Below are 25802 nucleotides of genomic sequence, written 5' to 3'. Positions count from 1 at the left end.
CCGAGGAGCGGCCCTGCTCTTCGCTCATGGCTTGTCGAGCGCCGAACGCGGCCCACCGAGGCTGCGTTCGATCGCCTTGAGCGCCTCGAGCTTGCGGTTGGCTTCGTCGAGCCGCCGTTGCAGGTCGTCGCGGACCTGCTTGGTTTTCTCGAGCTCGCCTTCCATGCGCCGCTGCTCGGCGACGCGGTCGGCGAGGAACTGGGCGATGGGGCGCCATTCGTTGGCCTCGGGCCGGGCGTCGCGCAGCACCTGGTCGAGCAGGGTCTGGGCGCGGAAGGTTTCGCCGTTGTTGTGGCTGAACATCAGCGCCAGCGCCAGCTGCACCGCGTTGCCGGGCGGCAGCGTGGCATCGTCGCGCGGCGCGACTTCCTGGCCCAGCTCGAGCGGGCTGAGCTGGCGAAGGCGGTCGTTGGCATTGAGCACGATGCGCGCCGCGTTGTCGGTGGGCGCCACGACGGGCACCTGCACCGGCACCTCGACGCGGACCTCCTTGACGATGGTGCGGGGCGGCTGCTGCGCGCAGCCCGCCGCGAGCAGGGCCACCGCCACCGCGGCGACGGCGGCAAGCGGGACGGGTGGCCGCGCGGTCAGGCGGTGAGGGACTTCAGGGACCGTGGCGTGTGGGCGCATGGCAGCGTGATTCTGAAATGTGCGCCCTGGTCGGCGGGCAGCAGGTCGATGTGACCGCCATGGGCGGCGATGTATTCGGTGACGATGGACAGGCCGATGCCGGTGCCCTTGAGGGCATCGTCGGGCTGGCGCTCGCCGCGATAGAAGGGCTCGAAGATGCGGGCCTGGTCCGCCGGCGCGACGCCCGGGCCGTCGTCGCGCAAGTCGATGGTGAGCTGGCCGCCCTGGCGCGCGAGGTCGATGTCGACGTGGCCGCCGGGCGGGGCGAAGCGTATCGCATTGGAGAGCAGGTTGCCGACCGCGGCCGCGATCTTGGCCGGGTCGACCTCCGCTTCGAGCGGGCCGCCGGACAGGCGCACTTGCAATCCGCGTGCCTGCCACTGCAGGCGCTGGTGGTCGATCGTGCCCTGGATCAGGGACACCAGCTCGGTGCGCTGCGGCTTGAGGTCGCGGGCCTCGAAGGCCGCGGCATTGAAGCGCAGCAGGTCCTCGATCTGGCGCTGCAGCACGGCGGTGTTGTCGCGCAGGATGCGGGCGACTTCCTTCTGCTTGTCGTTCAGCGGCCCGGCGACCTCGTCCTCGAGCAGCGCGGTGCCCTCGCGCAGCGCGGCCAGCGGCGTCTTGAGCTCATGCGAGACATGCCGCAGGAAACGCGCCTTGTCGGCATCGAGCTCGGCCAGCCGCAGGCGCAGCCAGTCCAGCCGCTGGCCCAGCGAGCGCAGGTCGGCCGGGCCGGGGATCTCGATGCGGTCGTCCAGGCGGTTCTCGCCCAGGCCGGCGATGGCGCGCTCCAGGCGGCGCAGCGGGCGGGTCAGGAAGATGCCGAACACCAGCGACAGCAGCGCCGCCACGGCGATCGCGCCGAGGACCTGCTGACCGAGCAGCACGCGGCCGTTCTCGAGCTTGTCCTGCAGCACGCGGTTGCTGGTCTCGGCATGGCGGCGGACGTCCTCGGCCAGGCCGCCGGTCAGGCCGCCGAGCTCGCGGAAACGCGTCATCAGCTCGGTCTCGCGCCTGCGCGCGTTGGCGGGGAGGGCGCGCGGGCTGTCCATCAGCGCGCGGATCTCGTCGAGCTTGGCTTTCCACGCCTCCAGCGGCGCCGGCGTCAGCCCCTGCGCGCGCAGCAGGCCCAGCACATGCTCGGCATCGTCGGCATCCTCCTCGAAGCGCCTGCGCAGCGCCTGGTCCTCCAGCACCGCGTACTGGCGCGCGGCGCGCTCCATGCTGACGCCGCGATCGCCGAGCTGCTGCACCTGGCCGCTCATGCGGGCGGCGCGCACGACGGCCTCGCGGCTCTGCATCGTCAGCCGCTCCAGCGTCAGCAGTCCGCCCAGCGACGCGGCGGCGAGCAGGCCCGCGATCGACAGGAAGCCGATCAGCAGCATCTGGCGGAAGGACATGTGGTGGAGGCTGAACATCGGCCGGCATGTTAGCGGCGGCCCCGCGCTCCCCGCGCCAGCCGGGGCGGCGGATACGGATGGATACTCCGGCGGCCATGAACCTGCATCGCGTCGATCTCGTCTCGCTGTCGCTCTTCGCCCTGGTGGCGCGCACCGGCAGCATCAGCCGGGCCGCGGCGCTGGCCGCGCTGGCGGTCGGCGCGGCCAGCAAGCGCTTGAGCGACCTGGAACACGCGCTGGGCACGACGCTGCTGGAGCGGCACTCGCGCGGCGTTTCCCTGACCGAGGCCGGGCTGGCGCTGCAGCGCCATGCGCAGCGCATCCTCAGCGACGTGGACCAGATGACGGCCGACCTGTCGGACTACGCGTCGGGCCTGACCGGCGTGGTGCGGCTGTGGGCCAACACCTCGGCGGTGACGCAGTTCCTGCCGGCGCAGGTCTCGGGTTTCGTGCGCGACAACCCGCGCATCCGCATCGAGCTGGAGGAGGCGGACAGCCACGAGATCGTGGTGGCCGTGCTCGATGGCCGCGCCGACCTGGGCATCTTCGCGGACCGCACGCCGGCGCTCGGGCTGCATGTCCTGAACTACCGCCAGGACCGGCTGGTGCTGGTGGCGCCGGCCGGCCATCCGCTGGCCCGCCGCAAGGCGGTGCGCTGGGCGCAGGCGGTCGAGTACGACTTCGTGACGCTGGCCAAGGCCACCTCGCTGCACAAGCGGCTGGAGATGGAGACCGAAACCCTGGGCCGGCGCCTGAAGAACCGCATCCAGGTCCGCAGCTTCGACGCGATGTGCCGGATGGTGGCGGCGGGCATGGGCATCGCGGTGCTGCCGGACGTGGCGGTCGAGCCGCTGCTCAAGCCGCTGGACCTGCGCCGCGTCGCGCTCGACGAGCCCTGGTCCGATCGCCGGCTGCTGATCGGCGTGCGTGACCTCGACGGCTTGCCGCGCCATGTGCGCGTGTTCATCGACCATCTCTGTTCCTGAGACCCTCGCCCGAGGGTGAACCCCGGTCCGCTTTCGCGACCCGCGAAAGCAGCCGCCGCGACTCCCGCCTTCCGCTCAGGGGCGTGCATTCCCAGAATGCGCCTCCATCACCAGGACCAGGAGGGCACGAGCCATGGAAGGACTGCAGGCGCTGCAAGGATTGCGCGTCGTCGAGATGGGCCAGTTGATCGCCGGCCCGTTCGCCGGCAAGACGCTGGGCGATTTCGGCGCCGATGTGGTGAAGATCGAGGCCCCCGGCAGCGGCGACCCGCTGCGCAACTGGCGAATGATCCAGGACGGCACCTCGGTGTGGTGGCAGGTCCAGTCGCGCAACAAGCGCTCGATCGCGCTCGACCTGCGCCAGGCGGACGGCCAGGATATCGCCCGGCAGCTGATCGCCGAGGCCGACGTGCTGATCGAAAACTTCCGCCCCGGCACGCTCGAGGGCTGGGGCATGTCCTACGAGGACCTCGCGAAGACCAACCCGGGCCTGATCATGTTGCGCATCAGCGGCTACGGCCAGACCGGCCCGTACCGCGACCTGCCCGGCTTCGGGATGATCGGCGAGGCGATGGGCGGCCTGCGCCACCTGACCGGTGAACCCGGCCGCGTGCCGGTGCGCTGCGGCATCTCGATCGGCGACACGCTGGCCGCGCTGCACGGCACGATCGGGGTCCTGACGGCGCTGTACCACCGCAAGGTCAATGGCGGCCGCGGCCAGGTCATCGACGTGGCCCTGACCGAGGCGGTCCTCAACGTGATGGAGAGCCTGATCCCCGAGTACAGCGCCTTCGGCGCCGTGCGCGGCCCGGCGGGCTCGGCGCTGCCAGGCATCGCGCCGTCCAATGCCTATGCCTGCGCCGATGGCGTCGTGCTGATCGCCGGCAATGGCGATTCGATCTTCAAGCGGCTGATGCAGGTGATCGGCCGCGAGGATCTGGCCCGGGACGAGGCGCTGGCCAACAACGCCGGCCGCGTCGCGCGCGTCGAGGAGATCGACGCCGCGATCGGCGCCTGGGCAGCGACGCGCACCGTCGAGCAGGTGCTGGCGCCGCTGGCCGAGGCCAGCGTGCCCGCGGGCCGCGTCTACACCGCCAAGGACATCGTCGAGGACCCGCACTTCCGGGCCCGCGACATGATCCTGCGCCAGCCCACCCGCGACGGTCATGAGATCGACGTGCCGGGCATCGTGCCCAAGCTGATGGGCACGCCCGGCGCGGTGCGCCGCGCCGCGCCGCGGCTGGGCGGCGACACCGACGAGGTGCTGCGCGAGATCGGCCTCACCGCCGAGCAGATCGCCGCATTGCGTGAGCGCAAGATCGTTTCCTGAGGGCGCCCCCATGACCGCTTCCAACGCTTCCGCCTCCACCGGCACGGGTGTGCCGCGCTCACCGTCCGATGTCTGGACCGGCGCCGGGCGTCGCGTCTTCATGCAGGACGTCGGCACCCGCGACGGCCTGCAGGCCGAGGCCGTCTTCGTGCCCACGGCCGACAAGATCGCGCTGGTCGACGCGCTGTCCGAGGCGGGCCTGGCCAAGATCGAGGTCACCGCCTTCGTCTCGCCCAAGGCCATTCCAGTGCTCGCCGACGCGTCCGAGGTGATGCGCGGCATCACCCGCCGGCCGGGCGTGGTCTACACGGTGCTGGTGCCCAACGTCCGCGGCGCCGAGCGCGCGATCGAGGCGCGCGCCGACGAGCTCAACCTGGTGATGTCCGCCAGCGAGAGCCACAACCTGGCCAACCTGCGCATGACGCGCGCGCAGTCCTTCGCCGGGCTGGCCGAGGTCGCCGCGATGGCGCATCGGGCCGGGACCGCGGTGAACGTGTCGCTGTCCTGCGCCTTCGGTTGCCCGATGGAGGGCGACGTGCCGGTCCAGACGGTGCTGGGCTGGTGCGGCCATTTCATCGAGCAGCTCGGCGCGCGCGGCGTGACGCTGTGCGACACCACCGGCATGGCGTACCCGACGCAGGTCGTCGCGCTGGTGCGGGCCTTCCGCGAGCGCTGGCCCGCCACCGAGTTGACGCTGCACTTCCACAACACGCGCGGCATGGGCCTGGCCAACGTGATCGCCGCGATGGACGCAGGCGCGGACCGCTTCGACGCGTCGCTGGGCGGGCTGGGCGGCTGTCCCTACGCGCCGGGCGCGACCGGCAACGTCTGCACCGAGGAGATCGTGCATGCGCTGCAGTGCATGGGCTGCGACACCGGCGTGGACCTGCCGCGCCTGATCGCCGCGGCCAGGCGCCTGCCGGCGCTGATCGGCCACGCGGTGCCGAGCCAGATCGTCAGCGCCGGGCGCCGGCTCGACCTGCATCCGCGGCCGCGCGATTTCGAGGCGATCCGCGAGCGCGCGCTGGCCCGCGACGCCTGACGGCACGGTGGCCCCGGGGCGCCCGCCCACGCGTTGCCCAGCTTCTTTCGATCCCAACGACAACGCCGCCACGAGCGGCCCTTTCTGGAGACAAGCCATGAACCCGACCCGCCGCCGCGTCACCGCGGTTGCCATCGCCGCCGCGCTGCTGGTGCCCTTGCAGGCCGCGCAGGCCCAGGCGCCGTATCCCAACAAGCCGATCACGATGCTGGTCGGCGCCGCGCCGGGCGGCACGACGGACATCGCCGCGCGCATGCTCGCCGAGCCGCTGGGCAAGGCGCTGGGCCAGACGGTGGTCGTCGACAACCGCTCAGGTGCGAGCGGCGCGCTCGCGGCCGTCGCGACCAAGCGCGCGGAGCCGGACGGCTACACGATCCTGATGCAGTACTCCGGCTATCACGTGATCACGCCGCACATCCAGAAGGCCGCCTGGGACCTGAAGGACCTGCGTCCCGTGGCCAACGTGCTGACCGCGCCGCAGTTGATCGTCGTGCGCGAGGGCGTGCCGGTGAAGACCGTGGCCGAGCTGGTCGCCCACGCGAAGAAGAACCCCGGCAAGCTGTCCTTCGCCTCCTCGGGCAATGGGTCGCTGCAGCACGTGACCGGCGTGATGCTGGAACAGCAGGCCGGCATCCAGATGATCCACGTCCCCTACAAGGGCACCGGCCCGGCGCTGCAGGACCTGCTGGGCGGCCAGGTCGACCTCACCTTCGGCACGCCGCCGCCGTTCATGCCCTTCATCGCGTCGGGCAAGCTGCGCGCGGTGGCCGTGACCGGCAAGGAGCGCCTGAGCTCGCTGCCCGACGTGCCGACCGCGACCCAGGCCGGACTGCCCCAGCTGGACGCCGGTTCGTGGTTCGCCGTGTTCGCGCCGGCGAAGACGCCGCAGGCGGTCGTCGACAAGCTGACCGCCGAGATCCAGAAGATCATGGCCACGCCCGAGTTCAAGAAGAAGGCCGCCGAGCTCGGCGCGACGGCGGACTACATGAATCCGCAGCAGTTGCAGGCGCACAGCGACGCCGAGTTCCAGCGCTGGGGCAAGGTGATCGGCTCGGCCAAGATCCAGGCGGACTGAGCAGACGTCGCTTCAAGCCGCGCGCCGCCCCTCATGCGGGGCCGTCGGGACTGCCCTGTGAAGGCGCAGCCTGACCGACCCTGCCGACGTCGCCAGGACGTTCCACATCTGACGTGTCGGCCTTACCCAGGCGCCGGCCGCGCGCCCTCGGATTTCATCCGCCTGGGCTATGCAAGCGACCGCGACCGTCACTGCGACAGCCCTTCGAGGGCTCGGCGGCAGCTAGCCAGTCTTTGCGGTAGCACCGCCGTGCGGCGCGGCGAACTGCATGAGCAAGCGCTCGGCGCGATATTGACTTGATCGAAAACTTCGTCCCCCGGGGACGATGCGTAAGCCGGAGGCGGACGCGCGCTCAATCCCATCCGCGGGAGCGGATTCCGTGCTCATGCCTCGCGTGCGTGAACCATTGCGCATTGCGCCGTGCCGGGAATGTTTCAAGGAAGGCTGGGGATCGGTGAAGGGGACGCTCTTGACGAATGTCAGAGGCGGGCACTCGACGCGGAGGAACCCATCACTGGCACCGGGGACTGACGTGCCTGTCGTCGCACCCCTCTCTGATCGCCGACACCGCCGTTGAGCGGGAAAGGCAAGGGGCTCGCGAACGGGTAACTCTTCCGGAGCGCATATGCCCTTCATTCGTGATCTCTCCCGCCGGCTGGCGATCGCATCGGCGTTTGCCGTGCTGACGACCGTTGCGCAGGCTGCGCCGTCCATCAGCATCGGAACAATGTTCGACTACCTGGGCCCGTCCCGCAGCACCCTCCTCAAGCAGGTGCGGAACAGCGGCGATACGACGGCTTTCGTCCGCATCAGCGTCAGCGAGATCGAATATGGCGAGGCAGGCGCAACCACGGAGCATCCGGTCGATACACGGCGCTTGAGCGCGGGCATCGGCGTCGGGCTCATCGCAAGTCCCGCGCGCCTGATCGTGCCGGCCGGCGGCATTCAGTCCACACGGCTGCTGTTCCGGGGGACGCGCGACAAGGAGCGCCACTACCGCGTCCGCTTCGTCCCGGTGCTCCCCGAAGCCGGCGACGAGTTCCTGCTGGGCGACGAGGAGCGCGAGCGCATTCGCGCGCCGCTCGCGGCGGGCGTGAGCATCCTCACGGGCTATGGCGGCATCGTCATCGTCCGCCCCGATACCCCTCGTTTCGACACCCGCGTCGATCAGGGGGAGGACCGCGTCGTCCTTCGCAACGAGGGCAACAGCACCGTGGTGCTGGATGCGCTGACCGTCTGCGACGCGTCAAAAGAAAACTGCACCGCTCCCTCGGTGCGGCATGTCAGACCCGGTGGTCGGCTGGAACTGGAGAAGCAGTCCGGCCATGGGGTTCTGTTCACTCTCTTGGAGGGAGACGAGCGGCGCGAAATGCACTTCTGGTGAGTTCGCCCGCCCGTGTTTGTTCACTTTCAACTGTTTGATCTGGAGATACGAATGCTCAATCTTTCCCGCACCTTCAAGGCCGGTCTGGCCGCCGCGACGCTCGCTGCCGCCTCCGGCGCCGCTTTGGCGGAGGTCAAGGACTTCTCGGTCTCGGTGGCCGCGGACATTCCGACGGCGACGTTCTATGTCACGGCCTCGCCGGGATGGAACCCCTCGGAGGTGCAGACCTTCGCCTACACCAACGGCAGCCTGCAGACGATGAGCCGCACCCTGGAGATGAAAAGCACCATCGGTCCGATCAAGGCCTATCTGATGAAAGCGGCCGAACTGACCGGCGCTGCCTCCAGCAAGATCGGCATCGATGTCACCGTCAACGACCAGGCGGTGAACGTCGGCAACGCTCAGGCCGCCGTCATCCTCGACAAGGACAAGGCGGCAGCCGGGCAACGGGTCAGTCTGACCCTGGCGCCCAAGGTGACCGGCACCCCGGCGCCTGGCGTCTACAACGGCCAGGTCGCCCTGGTGTTCGATTCCTCGATCTGATCGAGGCGGGGCGCCGCGGCGCCCCTTTTTCACTTCTGCCGCTTTCCCCAATGAAACACGCTGAACGGTTCGCGATCCCGCTCGCCGCCGTGATGTCGCTGGCTTGCCTCGGCATCAACGCGGCGCCCAAGCCGAGCGATCTCTCGCTGGTCGCGCAGGTGGCCCACCTTCCTCCCGACTTCAAGGACCAGTTCTTCGGTCTGCCTCGCGCGATGCGGATAGAGATTGACGGCGTCTTCCTGTCCGACGCCATGGGCGTGCTCACCCGGGATGGCGAAGTGCAACTGATCGAGTGGATGGAGCAGGGCAGCGCCGTCTCCGGCGGCGAACTCGCGCGATGGCTGCAGGCGCTGAGCAGAACCCGTCCCCTGGGCCCGTGCGCGCTCGAATGCGACGGTGTCGTTGCGCTCCATTACGACTTGCAGACCTCCACGCTGTTGATCGCGACGTCCGCGGCCGAGCACAGGACGTCGCCGGCGCGGCACTACCGCCTTCCTGAGCGGGGCGGCGCGGGACTGATCGTTCACAACGCGCTGAACATCGCCGGCGGCTCGGACACGAAACTGGCGGCGCGTTACACCGTGGACCTGATCGGCAGTGTCGGGCAATGGACTGCGGTCGGCACGTTGCTCGGGGCGCAAAGCGTCGATGAGTCCCGGCGCGAACGGCATCTCGTTCCTCGCTTGTATGCGCAACGGGAGACGGCGGGCCGCTTCCTGCGAGTCGGCGGTTTCACTCCGGATGCACCGGGCCGGGTTCGCATGCCGCGCCTGTCGGGCGGCCTGTCGGACACCATCATGGGCGTGATGGCGGGTTCGTCTGACGCCTTGCGCGTCGGCGGATCGACGCCAAGCATGGTGCCGCTGCACATCACCCCAACCCGCCCCGGCGTCGTGGAGGTTTTTCGCGACGGCGTGCTGCTCTATGCGCAGTCGGTCGATGTCGGACTGCAGACGATCAATACGCGAAATCTGCCGAGTGGCATCTACGAGGTGGAAGTCCGCCTCGTCGAGGATGGTCAACTCGTGTCGGCGCGCAATGAACTGGTCTACAAGCCTTCGGAGTGGGGCGACATTGAGCAGCGATGGCGCTATGCGGTATACGCGGGACAGCAGCGGAGCCTCTTCGGCAGCGATTCCAGGGCGACCGGCGACCTCGCAACGGGCATGTTGCTCAACTACTTGGCGCACCCTCGCCTGATCGTCGGCACCGCGTTGCAACAGGTCGGCAGCCGCAGGTCGCTAGGCGCGTCGCTCGACTGGTCCGCGAGTGAAGTCAGCAAGATCTACCTCGGCGCTTCCCATGGAACACGGGTCGGTCTGGGCTTCGATGCACAGGTGCTGCTCTTCTACCGGGAAGGCACAGTGTCCGTAGGTTTTGGCGCCGACGGTCGATCGCGCGTCGCGACATCACCCGGCAGTCACCAACGTCAACGCAACGGGACGATCACGTGGGCGCATCGCTGGGATGCGCGAACCTACCTGTCGGCGCACGCCGTCCACAACGAAGGGGGCGGGGTGCGGGCCGGCACGGGCATCGATCTCAGCCTGACGCATCAGCGCAAGCTGTTCGGCAACGATGCCTCCGTTGGGTTCGCGGTGTTTGATCGACCCGCCGGGCTATCCGCAGTGCGGCGGGACCGCGGCGTGAACCTGAGTTTGAGCCTGGCGCTCGGCGGTGGCGTTCGGGGTTACGGCTTCAGCGCAGGCATGAGGTCCGCGCAGACTGGGGAACGGGACCGTTATGCCGCCTTCAGCGCTCGTCAGCAACTGAATCACTCGCTCCTCAACCAGGTCGGTGGCGGTGTCACCATGGACCGTCATGGTATCGGTTTGAACGGGATTGCGCAGATGCAGCACGAGCGCTTCGCCGGCGATGCCTTCATGCAGCGCTCTTCGCTCAACGGGGGCTGGACGGGCGGAGCGAACCTTTATAGCGCGATGGCTCTCGGCGGTGGCGGCTTGGCGATGTCGGGCCAGCCACTGACGGGCACGGCGGAGGCCGGCGTGATCGTGGACGTCAACACCGATCTGCCCGGTGCGGAAATCCGTGCGCACGATATCCATGGTGGCAGCGTGGTGCTGCGGCCGGGAAGGAACTTCGTGCCCGTGACGGCGTATCGCGAAGGCAAGCTCCAGTTCGACTTCGACGCCACCGCTGCACCCTCGGCGGTCGTCCAGCCATCCGTGGTGTCGTACCACCTGAACAAGGGAGGCGTTGACCATCAGGTCATCCGCGTCATGAAGACGGTGACCGTGATCGGGCGGCTGCTCGATGACGACGGGGAGCCGCTGAGCGGCGGCCGCGTCGTCAATCATGCAGGCCATGCCGTCACCGAGGCCGACGGGCTGTTCGCCCTCGAGGTAAGCGAACACCATCCCCAGATCAAGGTGAGACATGCCGAGCTGGGGGAGTGCGACATCACGCTCGACCCGGGAGTGGGTCATCGGGAAGGGGACGTGCTGATGCTCGGCGACCTGTCCTGCCCCGCCGACCGCCCGGACCATCCATCTCCCAGAGTGGCCGCGCTGCCCGCAGAAGGCTCTTCCCGATGACTTTCCTTCCCTCTCTCACCTCGTGGATATGCGGACGCCTCTCGCCGCTCGGCCATCGCGATGTCGCTTGGCGTGCGACTCGAACCTTGGCTGCAAGTGCGATGCTGACATTCAGCCTGGGCGCCCACGCCGCGGACATGACCATCACCGCGGAGTTCAAACCCACGGCTTTCGATCCGACCCGCACCGAGTTCACCAACACCACGCCGAAGTCGGGCTACTGTGCGGTCCATCCCGCGTACTGCCCCAACGGGCAATTCAGCATCTTTTTGCCGATCGGCGCTGTCCGGTATGGCGCCATTGCGTCCAATGCCGCGGATGAGGACGCTGTCCAGCTGCGCGTGCCCAGCGAGTTCAGGGAGGTCGAGGTGCAGAACCAGACGTCCGGCGAGCGAGCGACGGTCAAGTTCCGCGTCAGCGCGTTCTCAACCACCTATAACGTCTCCACCATCACGGTGATCCAATCCCAGGCCGAGCACGCGAAGCTCTGGGACACCGGGACGTGGGTCTATGCGCCACCGCCGTGCGGCGGCTCCGGGCTCAGTTCGCTCGGTCAGGGAGCCTACATGTTCATGTGGTACACGCCGCCCGCCGTGCAGCGGCTCGGTTGCACCAAGAAGCCGACGCGGGACCTGGCGCCGGGAGAACTGACGATGCTCGCCCCACGGATGTCGATCGGATACGAACTTGTTGCGCCGGATCCACTGCGGATGCAGAACGGTGTCTATAGGGGGTCCCTGCGCTACACGGTGGGCGCTGGCGGAGACTTCTCCTTCGGCACGAGCGCGAGTACGGCCAAGTCCCAGATCGACATTGATTTCGAGTTGACCGTGAAGCACGACTTCCAGCTGGTGCTGCCCGTGGAGGACCGGACCGCGGTGCTGGAGCCGCCGTCGGGATGGGGGGCTTGGCTGGCGGGCGGCGAAGCGCCGCCCGCGCTGCGACGCGACAAGGGGTTCCAGATCAGCGTGGGCGCGCCATTCACGGTCACGCTCAGCTGCGCGTCAGCGATGGGCGACCGTTGTCTGTTGAGCAACAGTGCCGGCAGCCGCGTGCCCTATGGAGTGTTCCTGACCATCCCCGGGATCATCACCGCGAGTGGCGATAGCGCCGCGCGCCTGGAACTGTTGCCCGACAAAGTGCGGCGCCTGAGACCGGCCGTCGGTTATGTCAACGGCGTGCAGGCGCGCCTGCATGTCGAAGCGGGAGGCGACAGCGTGCGGGAGATGGTGAAGTACCCGGGCACCCGGTACAGCGACGTGTTCACGATGACCTTCGACGTGCAGACCAATTGAGGCCGCTCGGCCACCGCATCTCGCCGCCGTGGCGATCGTCTCGAGCACTCGAGTGCTGATTGCGGCTCAGATCGCCACCAGCCCCCGGATCTCCGGCGTCTGCATGTCCGCGTTGCTCCCGCGCGCGATCACGCTGCCGCGCTCCAGCACCAGGAACTCGTCGGCCAGCTCGGCGGCGAAGTCGTAGTACTGCTCGCACAGCAGGATCGCGACCGGATGGCCGTCCAGGCCTTCGTCGGCCAGCCGCCGGATCACCCGCCCGATGTCCTTGATGATGCTCGGCTGGATGCCCTCGGTGGGCTCGTCCAGGATCAGCAGCCGCGGCGACGCCGCCAGCGCCCGCGCGATCGCGAGCTGCTGCTGCTGACCGCCCGACAGGTCGCCGCCGCGGCGCTTGAGCATCTGCTTGAGCACCGGGAACAGCGCGTACAGGTGTTCCGGCACCGGCGTGCCGCCAGGCTTGCTCGCCAGGCCCATGCGCAGGTTCTCCTCGACGGTCAGCCGGGCGAAGATCTCCCGCCCCTGCGGCACGTAGCCGATGCCCGCGCGCGCGCGCTGGTAGGGCGTGGCGTGCGAGATGTCCCTGCCCGCCAGCGACACGCTGCCGGCACGGATCGGCACCAGGCCCATCAAGCTCTTGAGCAGGCTGGTCTTGCCCACGCCATTGCGGCCGAGCAGCACCGTGATGCGCCCCGGCGTCGCGCTCACCGACACATCGCGCAGGATGTGCGAGCCGCCGTAGTACTGGTGGAGGCCGCGCGCCTCGAGCATCGGCGCGGGCGCCGCGTCGGCGGCGGACACCGCCGTGGTCCGGTCTTGAAGCTCAACGTCCAAGGTACACCTCGATCACGCGTTCATCCGCTTGCACCTGCGCCAGCGTGCCCTCGGCGAGCACCGAGCCCTCCGCCAGCACCGTCACCTTCTCCGCGATGCGGTCGACGAAGCCCATGTCGTGCTCCACGACGATGAGGCTGTGCCGCCCCTTCAGCGTCAGGATCAGCTCGGCGGTGCGCTCGGTTTCCTGGTCGGTCATGCCGGCCACCGGCTCGTCCAGCAGCAGCAGCTTGGGGTCCTGCACCAGCAGCATGCCGATCTCCAGCCATTGCTTCTGGCCGTGGCTCAGCAGCCCGGCGGCGCGCGTCATCTGGTCCTGCAGGCGGATCAGCGTCAGCACCTCGGCGAGCCGGTCCTTCTGCGCGCCGCTGAGCACGCCCCACAGCGAGGCGCGCAGCGCCCGCGATCCCTGCAGCGCGAGCTCCAGGTTCTCGGACACGCTGAGCGCCTCGAAGACCGTCGGCCGCTGGAACTTGCGACCGATGCCCAGTTGCGCGATCTCGGCCTCGCTGTGGCGCAGCAGGTCGATGGTGCCGCCGAAGAAGACGGTGCCGCGGTCCGGCCGCGTCTTGCCGGTGATGATGTCCATCATCGTGGTCTTGCCCGCGCCATTGGGGCCGATGATGCAGCGCAGCTCGCCGGGTGCGATGTCCAGCGACAGGCCGTTGATCGCGCGGAAGCCGTCGAAGCTGACGTGCACGTCTTCCAGGTACAGGATGCGGCCATGCGCCAGGTCCAGTTCGCCGGGCCGCACCACGCGGCCGTAGCCGGGGCCGCTGGCGGCGCGCAGGCGCTCGCCGCCTTGCTCGAGCAGGTCGGGGCTCATGCCGTGGCCTCCCCGGTCTTGCCGGCGGACTTCGCGCCGAACTTGCGCTTGAGCAGGCCCGCGATGCCATCGGGCATGAAGAGCGTGACCGCGACGAAGAGCGCGCCCAGCAGGTAGAGCCAGTACTCCGGCGCGAACTGCGTCAGCCAGCTCTTCGCGCCGTTGACCGCGAAGGCGCCGGCGATCGGGCCGGCGAGCGTGCCGCGGCCGCCGACCGCCGCCCACACGGCGATCTCGATCGAGTTGGCGACGCTCATCTCGCCGGGATTGATGATGCCGACCTGCGGCACGTACAGCGCGCCGGCCAACCCGCAGATCAGCGCCGACAGCACCCAGGCGGCCAGCTTGTAGGGCAGGGGCGAGTAGCCGCAGAACATCAGCCGCGACTCGGCGTCGCGCACCGCGCTGAGCACGCGGCCGAACTTGGCACGTGTCAGCCAGCGCAGGCCGAGGTAGCAGCCGATCAGCGCGACGGCGCTCAGCACGAACAGCGTCATCCGCATGCCCGGCGTCGTGATGGACAGGCCCAGCAGCCGCTTGAAGTCGGTGAAGCCGTTGTTGCCGCCGAAGCCGGTCTCGTTGCGGAAGAAGAGCAGCATCGCCGCGTAGGTCATCGCCTGCGTGATGATCGAGAAGTACACGCCCTTGATGCGCGAGCGGAAGGCGAAGAAGCCGAAGACGAAGGCGATGCCGCCCGGCACCAGCAGGACCAGCAGCATCGTCGCGAGGAAGCTGTCGCTGAGCGCCCAGTGCCAGGGCAGCTCCTTCCAGTCGAGGAAGACCATGAAGTCGGGCAGCGCGCTGCGGTACTGGCCGTCGGTGCCGATCTGACGCATCAGGTACATGCCCATCGCATAACCGCCCAGCGCGAAGTACAGGCCGTGTCCCAGCGACAGGATGCCGGCGAAGCCCCAGATCAGGTCCATCGCCAGCGCGCACATCGCGTAGCAGCAGAACTTGCCGAGCAGGCTGATCCAGTAGCCGTCCACATGCAGCGGATGGTCGGCGGGGACCAGCAGGTTGAGCGCCGGCAGCAGCGCGCAGGCCACGGTCATGGCGGCCAGCACGGCCAGCCAGCCGGCGCGGCCGAGCAGCGCGGGACGTTGCGGCAGCTGCAAGGGCGACGCGGATCCGGTCGATGCACCCGAGGGCGGAATGGCCCCGGGCGTGGCGCCTGATGCCGCGACCGGGGGCGCCTCGGCGACGGGCAGGGCCGTCGCCGGGTCGTGCGCGGCGGGGTTGGTGGAGGAGGGCAGGCTCATGGCGAGGGCGGCGGGATCGGCGCGCATTCAGGTCTCCTGGGCGCGGCCCTTGACCGCGAACAGGCCTTGGGGGCGCTTCTGGATGAAGACGATGATGAAGAGCAGCACGGCGATCTTGGCCAGCACCGCGCCGACGACGCCTTCGAGCGCCTTGTTGGCCAGGCCCAGTCCGAGCGCCGCGAGCACGGTGCCCGCCAGTTGGCCGACGCCGCCGAGCACGACCACCATGAAGGCGTCGACGATGTAGCTCTGGCCCAGGTCCGGGCCGACGTTGCCGACCTGGCTCAGCGCGCAGCCGGCCAGGCCCGCCAGGCCCGAGCCGAGCGCGAAGGCATAGGTGTCCACGCGCGCGGTAGGCACGCCCATGCAGGAGGCGATCGGCCGGTTCTGGGTGACGGCGCGGACGAAGAGCCCCAGCCGCGTGCGCGCGATCAGCAGCGACATGCCGCCCAGCACCACCAGCGCGAAGCCGATGATCACGAGCCGGTTGGTCGGCAGGGCCAGGCCGGGCAGCAGCGCGAGCGAGCCGCCCATCCAGGACGGGCTTTCGACCGCGACGTTCTGCGCGCCGAAGAGCGAGCGCACCGCCTGCATCAGCACCAGGCTCAGGCCCCAGGTGGCCAGCAGCGTTTCGAGCGGGCGGCCGTAGAGCCAGCGGATCACGGTGCGTTCCAGCGCGGCGCCGACCAGCGCCGAGGCGAGGAAGGCGGCCGGCATCGCGACGAGCAGGTAGGCGTCGAACCAGGCCGGTGCCCACTGGCGGAAGGCCACCTGCACCAGGTAGGTCGCGTAGGCGCCGATCATCATCAGCTCCCCATGCGCCATGTTGATCACGCCCATCAGGCCGTAGGTGATGGCCAGGCCGAGCGCGACCAGCAGCAGGATGCTGGCCAGGCTGATGCCGGTGAACAGGGCGCCCAGGCGCTCGCCCCAGGCCAGCCGGTCCTCGACGGCGCGCAGCGAGCGCTGCAGCGCTCGCTTCACCTCGGGATGCTGCTCCTCGGCGAGCCGCTGGTTCAGCAGCAGGCGGGTTTCGGGGCTGCGGGATTCGCCGAGCTGCTTCGCGGCGTCCAGGCGCTTGGCGTCGTCGGGGCTCGCGGCGAGCGCGGCGGCGCGGGCCAGTGTCAGCGCGTCACGGACGGCGTCGTCGCGTTCCTTGGCGATCGCGACGTCGAGCAGGGCGACGCGTGATTCATCGCCACCGGCGTCGAGCAAGGCCTTCGCGGCGGCGAGGCGCTCGGAGCGGTCCGCGCTCGACAGCCGCAGCGCGGCCAGCGCGCCATCGAGCGCGCCGCGCAGGCGGTTGTTGAGCATCACGTCCTCGAGGGAGGACGCGGCCTCGGCGGCCAGTGTCACCGCCGCGCCGGTCGCGGCATCGACGACGCCGGCCTCGGAGGCGATCAGCACGCGCTGGTCGGGACCGAGCTTGAGGCGTTCATCCGCCAGCGCCTGCAGCAGCGGGGCGGTCCGGTCGTCGGGGGCCGCGACCAGGCGGCCGATCGCGGCGATGCGGTCGTCGGTCTCGCCCTGCGCGACGGCCAGCGCCTGGGGTTGCGTCAGCGCATGGGCCGCCGGAGCGAACGCCAGGAAGGCCGCTGGCAGGCAAGCGGCCAGCCAGCGAAGGAACAGGTTCATCGGGCGCTCCGATCCATGGACTGCACAGGACGCTGGCCCTCACCCCTCCCTCTCCCGCAAGCGGGAGAGGGCCGGGGGGAGGGCCTTCTCGCTCACTTCTTCACCGGCTCATCCGGCTTGCCCTCGTTGCCCGCGATGTACGGGCTCCACGGCTTGGCCTTGACCGGCGCGGGCGTCTTCCACACCACGTTGAACTGGCCATCCGCGCGGATCTCGCCGATGAACACCGACTTGTGCAGATGGTGGTTCTTCTCGTCCATCTTGGACGTGATACCCGACGGCGCGGTGAAGGTCTGCCCGCCCATCGCGGCGATCACTTTGTCGACGTCGGTCGACTTGGCCTTCTCCACCGCCTGCTTCCACATGTTGATGCCGATGTAGGTCGCCTCCATCGGATCGTTGGTCAGCGGCTTGTCCTTGTGGCCCGGGATGTTCTTCGCCTTCGCATACGCCGCCCACTTCTTGATGAAGGCATCGTTGGTCGGGTTCTTGATCGACATGAAGTAGTTCCACGCCGCCAGATGTCCCACCAGCGGCTTGGTATCCACGCCGCGCAGTTCCTCCTCGCCCACCGAGAACGCCACCACCGGCACGTCCTTGGCCTTCAGCCCGGCGTTGCCGAGCTCCTTGTAGAACGGCACGTTGGAGTCGCCGTTGATCGTCGACACCACCGCCGTCTTCCCGCCGGCCGAGAACTTCTTGATGTCGGCCACGATGGTCTGGTAATCGCTGTGGCCGAACGGGGTGTACTTCTCGTCGATGTCGCTGTCCTTCACGCCCTTGCTCTTCAGGTAGGCACGCAGGATCTTGTTGGTGGTGCGGGGGTAGACGTAGTCGGTGCCCAGCAGCACCCAGCGCTTGGCGCCGCCACCGTCCTTGGACATCAGGTAGTCGACGGCCGGAATCGCCTGCTGATTGGGCGCGGCGCCGGTGTAGAAGACGTTCTTGCTGAGCTCCTCGCCCTCGTACTGCACCGGGTAGAAGAGCAGCCCGTTGAGCTCCTCGACCACCGGCAGCACCGACTTGCGCGACACCGAGGTCCAGCAGCCGAAGATCACCGAGACCTTGTCCTGCGTGAGCAGCTGACGGGTCTTCTCGGCGAAGAGCGGCCAGTTGGACGCGGGGTCGACGACCACCGGCTCGAGCTTCTTGCCCAGCACGCCGCCCTTGGCGTTGATCTCGTCGATGGCCATCAGGACGGTGTCCTTGAGCACGGTCTCGGAGATCGCCATCGTGCCGGACAGGCTGTGCAGCACGCCGACCTTGATGGTGTCGGCGGCGAAGGCGGGCAGGGCGGCGAGGTTCAGGCCGGCGAGCGCGCCGGCGACGGCCAGGGTCTTGAGCGTGAAGCGGCGGGGGGCTTTCGGATGCGAGGACATGGGGAGCTCCGGTGGATGAAGAGGACGTCGGCGGACTTCACAGGACTTCGGGAAGTGACCGGATGCTAGGAAGCCGGGCCTGCGGGGCATATACGGCACATGGCGTATGCGGGGCGCGTGCGTGGGGGTGGCGGGGCGGTGACCGCTCGTAACACCTCGAAGAAACGTGCGTGCACCATCGGGAAACCCCTGCCGTTGAGGCAACATCCGGCCCCTCCTCGGAGCGCGGCCGAGGGCCGCAGGCGCAGGGGTTGGTCCCCGACTCCGGACAACAGGAAAGAAACAGGAGCAGAACGATGACTGCGATGGCGATGAGTTCGACCCCCTTGCCGGCCCGGCGGCCGGACCGCGCGAGGGCGCGATGGCTGCTGGCGGCGCTGATGCTGCTGGCGACGATGCTGACGGGCGGCTCCGCCTGGGCGCGCGACGATGGCGATTGGCAGATCCTGAATGCGCGCTACGGGACGCCCCAGCACAACATCGACGTCACCGGCCAGCTGAAGGAACTGGCGCGGCGCGACGACCGCGTGCGGGTGACCAACGGGCTCTTCGGCGACGACCCGGACGTGGGGCGCTCGAAGGTGCTGCGCATCTACGCGCGTAACCGAGATGGCGACACCCGCGTGTTCGAATTCCGCGAGGGCAACATCATCGACGGCAACGACTTCACCGGCTGGCGTGGCGGCGAATGGGGCCAGGGCGGCGGCAGCGGCGGCTGGGACGGTCCCGGCGGCCATGACGACGGTGCGTACGCCATCCTGGGCGCGCGCTACGGCGTGCCCGAAGCCAGCATCGATGTCACCGGCCGCCTGCGCGAACTGGCGCGCCGCGACGCGAAGGTGCGGGTGACCAACGACCTGTTCCGCGACGACCCGGCGGTCGGCCGCACGAAGATGCTGCGCATCTATGCCCGCGATCGCAGCGGCCAGGTGCGCACCTTCGACTACCGCGAGGGCGCCTGGATCGACGGCGGCCAGTTCACCGGCTGGGGCCGTGGCGACTGGGGCCAGGGCGGCTGGAACGGCGGCTGGGACGGCCGGCCGGGCGCCGGTGGTGGCGACTACGGTCCGCCGAGCCAGCGCCTGACGATCGTGCGGGCGACCTACGGCAGCGGCGGCCGTTACGTCGACGTGACCGAGCGCCTGCGCAACATCAGCCGCGGCGGCCGCCTCGACGTGCAGGCCGACAACGACCTGGCGGGCGGCGACCCGGCCTACGGCGAGTCCAAGGTCCTGACCGTGTACTACGTGATCGGCCGCGGCCGCGAGCAGACGGCCGTGATCCGCGAGGGCGACCGCCTGCGCCTGCCCTGAAGACGGAGGCGATCCAGGATCGCCTGATCGATGAAGGACGAAGGCCCCGCAAGGGGCCTTCGTTGCTTTTGCTCCGTGGACCCCCAAAGTGTGGCAGAGTGCATCTTCTGAGTGCAAACTGCTACGGAGGTGCGATGAGTTCGAATTCGATCCGGATCAGCAATCAGCTGTTCCGAGATGCCCAGGAGACCGGCGAGTACGTGGCCCGTTCCGCCGCGCAGCAGGTCGAGTTCTGGGCGCGCATCGGCCAGGCGCTGGAGAACTCCGGCGTCCGCTCGCAATTGCTGCTGGAGCTGTTGCGGGGCGATCACGGCACGCAGGCCATGGCGCGTATCGAGGACGACCTGCGGGCCGCCAAACGGATCGAGCAGGCACGGGACATCGAGGCGATCAAGTCCGGAGCGTCCCAGCCCTCGGAGTCGATCTGGTTCACCGAAGAGCGGGCCAAGAATGCGAGGGCCCTGGACTCACCCTACTGACCATGACGACGCAACCGCGACTGCCCGACGAAGAAGCTGCTCTCGAGGGGCGCTTGCTCGATCGGGTGCTCACCAGCCTGCCGGCTGGCGTCATCCTGGTGGGAGGTCAGGCGCTGGGCTTCTGGATGAAGCGCTACGGGATATCGACGCACGGCGCGGCGATCACCGCTGACGCTGACGTGATCGGGGATGTCTCGGATGCCCACGAACTGGCCAGGCGGCTGGGCGCCCGCGTGGAGTTGCCCCGAAAGACGGCACGGACCTCTCTGGTCGCCCAGGTCAGGATCCCGGCCCCTGCCAGGAAGGAAGGCAATGTCGACATCCTCCATCTGCTGTTCGCCACGGGCGGATTGGAGAAATGCGGTGTTTTCACTCGGCGGGTCATTGCCGGATGTTTGAGCTTTGAGATCGCCGAGGGACAGCTCCTGCGGGTGATGAGCCCTTTCGACGTGCTGGAGTCGCGCATCCACAACCTCGCGGGGCTCCGGGACAGCAAGGGATCGCACGTCGAAACCCAGGCGCGCTGGGCCGTGCAGGTTGCCAAGGCGGCGCTGTTCTCGCAGGCGTGCGGAAACGCCGAGTTCGCGGCCCGCCTCGGGGCGGAGATTCAACGCATCTTCCAACTCTCCAAGAGCTCTGCGGGACGCCGGGCCCATCGCCAGTACGGCATCGACATCCTCGAGGCCATCGATGCCGACCTGCTCGAAGCCATGGTGCCCGCCTGCGCGGTCCAGCTGGATCCGGTCCGGCGGCTTCAGGAGGAACGGGCGACCGGCCGCGCGTGAGCGCCGCGGGCGCCTCACACCTCCCACTGCGGATGCATCTCCCTGACCCGCGTCAGCGCCATCGCGGCCGCTGCGGTGCGGGTCTCCACGCCGAGCTTGGCGTGGATGCGCTCCAGGTGCTTCTTCACCGTCGCCGGGCTGGCGCCCAGGATCTCGCCGATGTCGCGGTTGATCTTGCCCTTGACGACCCAGTACAGCACCTCGGCCTCGCGCGCGGTGAGGCTGAAGGCCAGGCCCAGCGAGCGGATCACCGCGGCGTCCGAGACCTCGCGCATGACGATCAGCCAGTCGCCGCCCGCAGCGCCTGATGCGGCGCCGACGCCGGCCGCCGCTTCCGGACCCGCGCCGTTCGGCTCCTCGCCGCCGATGCAGTGGTGCAGCCGGAAGCTCAGCCGCCGCGCGCCGAGCTCGGCGCACAGGCGCGGCGGCTCCTGCGGCGGCGCACCGTCGCCCGGCGATTGGCGCGCCATCTCGTCGAGCGTCTTGCGCAGCCACGCCAGCACCGGCGCGGGCGTCTGCGGCGCGACCGTGCCGAAGTAGAGCTGCAGCAGCTCGCGGGCCAGCGGCGTCTGCCACAGCAGCCGGCCCGACGACGCCCGCACCGCGATGCTCGCGTAGCCGAAGGCGTCCAGCGCCTGCCGCGTCTGGCGGGCCTGGCGCGCGCCCTGCAGGTGCACCTGCATGCGCGCCAGCACCGCGCGCGGATCCAGCGGCTTGGTCACGTAGTCGACACCGCCCGCCTGCAGCGCGGCGACGAGGTGCTCGGTCTCCGTCAGCCCCGTCATGAAGACGATGGGGATGTGCGCCGTCGAGGGATCGGCCTTCAGCCGCCGCGCGACCTCGAAACCGTCCATGCCCGGCATCATCGCGTCCAGCAGCACGATGTCCGGCCGCCCCTGCCGGGCGCAGGCGAGCGCCGCCTCGCCGTTCGTCGCCGCCAGCACCGTGTAGCCGTGCTCATCCAGCGCGTCATGCAGCAGCGACAGGTTGTCGGGCACGTCGTCGACCATCAGGACGCGATCGCCCTGCTGCTGGTCGAGCAGCGTCGTGACGGCGGAAGGAAGCGCGGAGTTCATCTCGGGTCACCCAACTCGGTCGGTCTCGGGAGGTCCTCGCCGCGCGGCAGGCCGCGCAGCATCGCCTCGAACTGGAATTGGCGCGCCAGCGCCCGCTGCGCGTCGCAGAAGCCACGCCAGGCCGGATCGGCCGCCTCGATCGCGTCGAGCTGCTGCAGCACGCCGCGGTAGTAGCCCAGCTGCAGCGCCTCGCGCAGCCCGGCCAGGCGGGCCGGCGGCGGCACCGCGACCGGCGTGGCGGCCGATGTCGCGGTCGATGTGGCCGTCGATGTCGCGGTCGACGTGGCGGCGGCCCCTGCCGGCGCGGACGGCGCCACGCTCCGGTCCGGCGCCGCCCGCCACGCCAGCGACAGCCGTTCGGTCAGCCAGTCCAGCAGCAGTTCATGGCGCACCGGCTTGAGGATGAAGTCGCGTGCGGCGATGCCGGCGTCATTGTCCTGGCCGCGTTCGAACGCGTTGGCCGAGACCACCGCCACGGCGGGCGCCTGCACGCCCAGGTCGCCCAGCATGCGCCGCAGCCGCCGGATCGTCTCCCAGCCGTCGATGCCCGGCATCGCCAGGTCCATCAGCACCGCGTCGGGCACCCAGCCGGCGGCGACCAGGTCCAGCGCGTCGTGACCGCTGCAAGCCTCGCGGACGGTGAAGCCCAGCGGCTCCAGCAGTTCGATCAGCAAGTGGCGATCATCCGATTCGTTGTCGACCACCAGCACCCGCGGCGACGCGCCGTCCAGGCCGATGCGCTCCTTGGCGACGCGTCGCATGCGCGGCGTGTCCCAGATGCGGCCGTGCAGCTCCGGCAGGAACAGCCGCACCCGGAAGGTCGAGCCCTGGCCCGGCGTGCTGGTCGCGGACATCTCGCCGCCCATCAGCTCGGTCAGCATCTTCGCGATGGTCAGCCCCAATCCCGCGCCCGGCGCGCCACCGGTGCCGCGGGTTCCGCGCGCGAAGGGCTCGAAGATGCGCGCCAGCTCCGCGGCGTCCATGCCGGGGCCGGTGTCTGCGATCTCCAGCGTCGCCATCTCGCGGCCGTGCCGCACCCGCAGCGTGACCTCGCCCGCGGCGGTGAACTTGATCGCGTTGCCCAGCAGGTTGATGAGGATCTGCCGCAGCCGCTGCTCGTCGGCACGCACCCAGCCGGGCAGCGCGCCCTGCGGCTCGAAGCGGAAGCGCAGCCCCTTGGCCGCGGCCTGCGGCTCGAACATGTCGGCCAGCTCGCGCAGCAGCTCGTCGAAGCGGACCGGCCCCGGCTCCAGGCTCAGCCGGCCGGCCTCGATGCGGGCGATGTCCAGCGTGCCGTCGATCAGCTGCATCAGGTGCTCGCCGCCGCGCTTGATGACCTGCACCGCCTGGCGCCGCTGCGGCGGCAGGGCCGCGTCCGCCGCCATCAGCTGGGCGTAGCCCAGGATGCTGTTCAGCGGCGTGCGCAGCTCATGGCTGATGGTGCTGATGTAGCGGCTCTTGGCCTGGTTGGCCGCCTCGGCCGCGGCCTGCGCGCGCTCGGCCTGCAGCCGCGCGCCCTGCAGCGCCTCGTCGGTGCGGCGGTGCGAATCGATCTCGCGCATCAGCGCCTGCGTCTGGCGCTTGGATTCCTCCTGCGCGACCTCGCGGCTCTGGTGCGCGAGCACCAGCCACCAGGCCACCGTGCCGGCCACCAGCAGCAGCGCGAAGAAGGCCTTCAGCAGGCCCGCGCGCACGCTCGCGCGCAGGGCGTCCTGCGCCGCGGCATCGATCAGCGGCACCTGCGGCAGCTGCTGCAGCTGCTGGTGATAGAGCAGGCCGAAGAGCGTCGCCAGCAGCGGCGTGATGACCAGCATCAGCAGCAGGTAGTGGCCCAGCCCGGTGTCGATGTAGGCCCAGCCGCGGCGCGGCAGCACCCGGCGCAGCGCGCTCGACCACTGCGCCGAGAGGCTGGCGTGCGGCTTGCACAGGTCGCCGCAGCGGGCATCCAGCGTGCAGCACAGCGAGCAGATCGAGCCGCGGTACGCCGGGCAGTGGGCCATGTCGGGGCCCTCGTAGTCACGCTCGCAGATCACGCAGCGGCGCACGGCCTCGGTGCCGGCCGCCGGGATCTCCGCCGCCGGGCGGGCGAGGTAGTAGCGGCCCCTGGTCGCCCAGGCGATCAGCGGTGCGCTCGCGAGCGCCGTCACCATCGCGATCGCCGCCGACCAGGCTTGCGCCAGCGTGCCCATCAGCCCGAGGTGCGCCGCCACCGAGAGCACCGAGGCCAGCGCCATCGCGCCCACGCCGACCGGGTTCACGTCGTAGAGATGGGCGCGCTTGAACTCGATGCCCGGCGGCGACAGTCCCAGCGGCTTGTTGATCACCAGGTCCGCGACGACGGCCATGATCCACGCGATCGCGACGTTGGCGTACAGGCCCAGCACATGGCCCAACGCCTCGAAGACGTTCATCGACATCAGCATGAACGCGATCAGCGTGTTGAACACGACCCAGACGACGCGTCCCGGATGGCTGTGGGTCAGCCGCGAGAAGAAGTTGCTCCACGCCAGCGAGCCCGCGTAGGCATTGGTGACGTTGATCTTGAGCTGCGAGACGACGACGAACAGCGCCGTCGCCGCGACCGCCCAGCCGTACTGCGGGAAGACGTACTCGTAGGCGGCGAGGTACATCTGGTTGGGGTCGACCGCGCGCTCCGCCGGCACCGCGTGGCTGACCGCGAGGTAGGCCAGCAGCGCGCCGCCCAGCATCTTCAGCACGCCCAGCACGATCCAGCCCGGGCCGCCGGCCAGCACCGCGGCCCACCAGCCCAGTCGGTTCGCGGCGGTCTGGCGCGGCATGAAGCGCAGGTAGTCGGCCTGCTCGCCCATCTGCGTGATCAGCGCCACGCCGACGGTCAGCGCCGCACCGAAGGCGTGCGCGTCGAAGGCCGCGGTTCCCGATTGCGACCCAATCTGGGTCGTGATGCCGTCGAATGCACCAGGATGAAGCCACCCCACCCAGGCGAAGGGCAGCACCAGCAGCGCCAGCCACAGCGGCTGCGTCCACAGCTGCAGCCGGCTGATGGCGGAGATGCCGTGGGTGACCAGCGGGATCACGGCCAGCGCGCACAGCAGGTAGCCCCACTGCGGCGGGATGTCCAGCGCCAGCTCCAGCGCGTAGGCCATCACCGCCGCCTCCAGCGCGAAGAAGATGAAGGTGAAGCTCGCGTAGATCAGCGAGGTCAGTGTCGAGCCGATGTAGCCGAAGCCGGCGCCACGCGTCAGCAGGTCCATGTCGACGCCATGCCGCGCCGCGTAGACGCTGATCGGCAGGCCGGCCAGGAAGATGATCAGGCCGGTGGCCAGGATGGCCAGCGCCGCGTTGGTCCAGCCGTACTGCAGCAGCAGCGTCGCGCCGACCGCCTCCAGGATCAGGAAGGACGCCGCCCCGAAGGCGGTGTTGGCCACGCGCCATCTCGTCCAGCGCCGGAAGCGCTGCGGCGTGTAGCGCAGCGCGTAGTCCTCCAGCGTCTCGCGGGCGACCCAGGCGTTGTAGTCCCGCCGCAGCTTGATGATGTGCTGCGGGGCGTCCTGGGGGGCGGGCGGTGTGTCCATGGGGCGGGGCAGGGCGGGAAATGCATGAACCGTGCCCGCACCGGCATGGGGCTTGCTAGCGGTGGACCGGCATCCAAGAATGGCGCGTCGCCGCCCACCCGCTCAAGGCCATGGAACTCACGCCCCGAGAGAAAGACAAGCTGCTGATCTTCACCGCCGCCTTGCTCGCCGAGCGGCGCAAGGCCAAGGGCCTGAAGCTCAACTACCCCGAAGCCGTGGCCTACCTCAGCGCCGCCGTGATGGAGGGCGCCCGCGAGGGTCGGACCGTCGCGCAGATGATGAAGGCCGGCCGCGAGCTGCTCACCCGCGACGACGTCATGGACGGCGTGGCCGAGATGATTCCCGACATCCAGGTCGAGGCCACCTTCCCCGACGGCACCAAGCTCGTCACCGTCCATCAACCGATTCCCTGAGGACCT

General features: G+C 69.6%; 21 protein-coding genes. 12 read left to right on the top strand and 9 right to left on the bottom strand.

The annotated features are described in order from the left end of the window. Positions 1-24: 24 nt before the first annotated feature. Together BM393_RS11960 and BM393_RS11955 are read right to left on the bottom strand one after the other, a co-directional pair. Entirely contained in the window at positions 25-630 is a 606-nt protein-coding gene (locus tag BM393_RS11960; RefSeq protein ID WP_141225317.1) for a hypothetical protein, read from the bottom strand. Continuing rightward, positions 588-2048, bottom strand: coding sequence for an ATP-binding protein (locus BM393_RS11955; RefSeq protein WP_091725686.1), 1461 nt, complete (start codon positions 2046-2048; stop codon positions 588-590). Before BM393_RS11955 ends, BM393_RS11960 begins: the two co-directional genes overlap by 43 nt. 77 nt (positions 2049-2125) lie before the next feature. On the opposite strand from BM393_RS11955, the gene BM393_RS11950 reads away from it, so the two are divergent. From BM393_RS11950 to BM393_RS11915, 8 genes are all read left to right on the top strand, one after another. Further along, on the top strand, positions 2126-3016 hold the full coding sequence (locus BM393_RS11950) for a LysR substrate-binding domain-containing protein (protein ID WP_091725683.1): 891 nt from the start codon (positions 2126-2128) through the stop codon (positions 3014-3016). 133 nt (positions 3017-3149) lie between these two features. Continuing rightward, positions 3150-4346, top strand: coding sequence for a CaiB/BaiF CoA-transferase family protein (locus BM393_RS11945; RefSeq protein ID WP_091725680.1), 1197 nt, complete (start codon positions 3150-3152; stop codon positions 4344-4346). Positions 4347-4356: 10 nt separating this feature from the next. After that, a complete protein-coding gene (locus BM393_RS11940; protein WP_091725676.1) occupies positions 4357-5388 on the top strand; it encodes a hydroxymethylglutaryl-CoA lyase in 1032 nt (343 codons plus the stop codon). A gap of 97 nt (positions 5389-5485) precedes the next feature. Next, positions 5486-6463: a tripartite tricarboxylate transporter substrate binding protein gene (locus tag BM393_RS11935; RefSeq protein ID WP_091725673.1), complete on the top strand. Its 978-nt coding sequence runs from the start codon at positions 5486-5488 to the stop codon at positions 6461-6463. Positions 6464-7088: 625 nt separating this feature from the next. Beyond that, a complete protein-coding gene (locus BM393_RS11930; protein WP_091725670.1) occupies positions 7089-7847 on the top strand; it encodes a hypothetical protein in 759 nt (252 codons plus the stop codon). Positions 7848-7898: 51 nt separating this feature from the next. Next, entirely contained in the window at positions 7899-8390 is a 492-nt protein-coding gene (locus BM393_RS11925) for a CS1 type fimbrial major subunit (protein ID WP_091725668.1), read from the top strand. A 50-nt stretch (positions 8391-8440) separates the two neighbouring features. Then, positions 8441-10945 carry a CS1-pili formation C-terminal domain-containing protein gene (locus tag BM393_RS11920; protein ID WP_091725666.1) on the top strand — a complete coding sequence of 835 codons (2505 nt, stop codon included), beginning with the start codon at positions 8441-8443 and terminating at the stop codon, positions 10943-10945. A 101-nt stretch (positions 10946-11046) separates the two neighbouring features. Then, the gene (locus BM393_RS11915; protein WP_091725664.1) at positions 11047-12240 is read left to right on the top strand and encodes a hypothetical protein; all 1194 of its coding nucleotides are present in this window, start codon (positions 11047-11049) and stop codon (positions 12238-12240) included. Positions 12241-12306: 66 nt separating this feature from the next. Here the strand turns inward: BM393_RS11915 and urtE are convergent, their stop codons facing one another. From urtE to urtA, 5 genes are all read right to left on the bottom strand, one after another. Then, positions 12307-13011: an urea ABC transporter ATP-binding subunit UrtE gene (gene urtE / locus BM393_RS11910; protein WP_091731352.1), complete on the bottom strand. Its 705-nt coding sequence runs from the start codon at positions 13009-13011 to the stop codon at positions 12307-12309. Between the two features lie 52 nt (positions 13012-13063). Next, entirely contained in the window at positions 13064-13900 is an 837-nt protein-coding gene (urtD, locus tag BM393_RS11905; protein WP_091725662.1) for an urea ABC transporter ATP-binding protein UrtD, read from the bottom strand. Beyond that, entirely contained in the window at positions 13897-15189 is a 1293-nt protein-coding gene (gene urtC, locus BM393_RS11900) for an urea ABC transporter permease subunit UrtC (RefSeq protein WP_254783429.1), read from the bottom strand. The genes urtD and urtC overlap by 4 nt, the downstream gene beginning before the upstream one ends. Beyond that, a complete protein-coding gene (gene urtB, locus BM393_RS11895; protein WP_091725659.1) occupies positions 15190-16797 on the bottom strand; it encodes an urea ABC transporter permease subunit UrtB in 1608 nt (535 codons plus the stop codon). A 92-nt stretch (positions 16798-16889) separates the two neighbouring features. Then, positions 16890-18176, bottom strand: a complete 1287-nt coding sequence (gene urtA / locus BM393_RS11890) for an urea ABC transporter substrate-binding protein (protein WP_091725655.1) — start codon at positions 18174-18176, stop codon at positions 16890-16892. A 311-nt stretch (positions 18177-18487) separates the two neighbouring features. Between urtA and BM393_RS11885 the strand changes: the two genes are divergently transcribed. From BM393_RS11885 to BM393_RS11875, 3 genes are all read left to right on the top strand, one after another. Beyond that, complete coding sequence (locus BM393_RS11885) at positions 18488-19489, top strand: DUF3395 domain-containing protein (RefSeq protein WP_141225316.1); 1002 nt, start codon at positions 18488-18490, stop codon at positions 19487-19489. 134 nt (positions 19490-19623) lie between these two features. Further along, complete coding sequence (locus tag BM393_RS11880; protein WP_091725648.1) at positions 19624-19968, top strand: TA system antitoxin ParD family protein; 345 nt, start codon at positions 19624-19626, stop codon at positions 19966-19968. A 2-nt stretch (positions 19969-19970) separates the two neighbouring features. Further along, on the top strand, positions 19971-20753 hold the full coding sequence (locus BM393_RS11875; protein ID WP_091725643.1) for a hypothetical protein: 783 nt from the start codon (positions 19971-19973) through the stop codon (positions 20751-20753). A gap of 14 nt (positions 20754-20767) precedes the next feature. On the opposite strand, the gene BM393_RS11870 is transcribed toward BM393_RS11875, so the two are convergent. Both BM393_RS11870 and BM393_RS11865 read right to left on the bottom strand, forming a co-directional pair. Next, the gene (locus BM393_RS11870) at positions 20768-21829 is read right to left on the bottom strand and encodes a response regulator (protein ID WP_091725638.1); all 1062 of its coding nucleotides are present in this window, start codon (positions 21827-21829) and stop codon (positions 20768-20770) included. After that, on the bottom strand, positions 21826-25383 hold the full coding sequence (locus BM393_RS11865; RefSeq protein WP_091725633.1) for an ATP-binding protein: 3558 nt from the start codon (positions 25381-25383) through the stop codon (positions 21826-21828). The genes BM393_RS11870 and BM393_RS11865 overlap by 4 nt, the downstream gene beginning before the upstream one ends. Before the next feature lie 110 nt (positions 25384-25493). Between BM393_RS11865 and ureA the strand changes: the two genes are divergently transcribed. Beyond that, complete coding sequence (gene ureA, locus BM393_RS11860; protein ID WP_091725629.1) at positions 25494-25796, top strand: urease subunit gamma; 303 nt, start codon at positions 25494-25496, stop codon at positions 25794-25796. Positions 25797-25802: the final 6 nt, after the last annotated feature.

This window comes from Mitsuaria sp. PDC51, assembly GCF_900113225.1.
Classification (GTDB): domain Bacteria; phylum Pseudomonadota; class Gammaproteobacteria; order Burkholderiales; family Burkholderiaceae_C; genus Roseateles.
The sequence above is the reverse complement of the archived record's forward strand: the minus strand, read 5'-3'. Positions and strand labels throughout refer to the sequence as shown.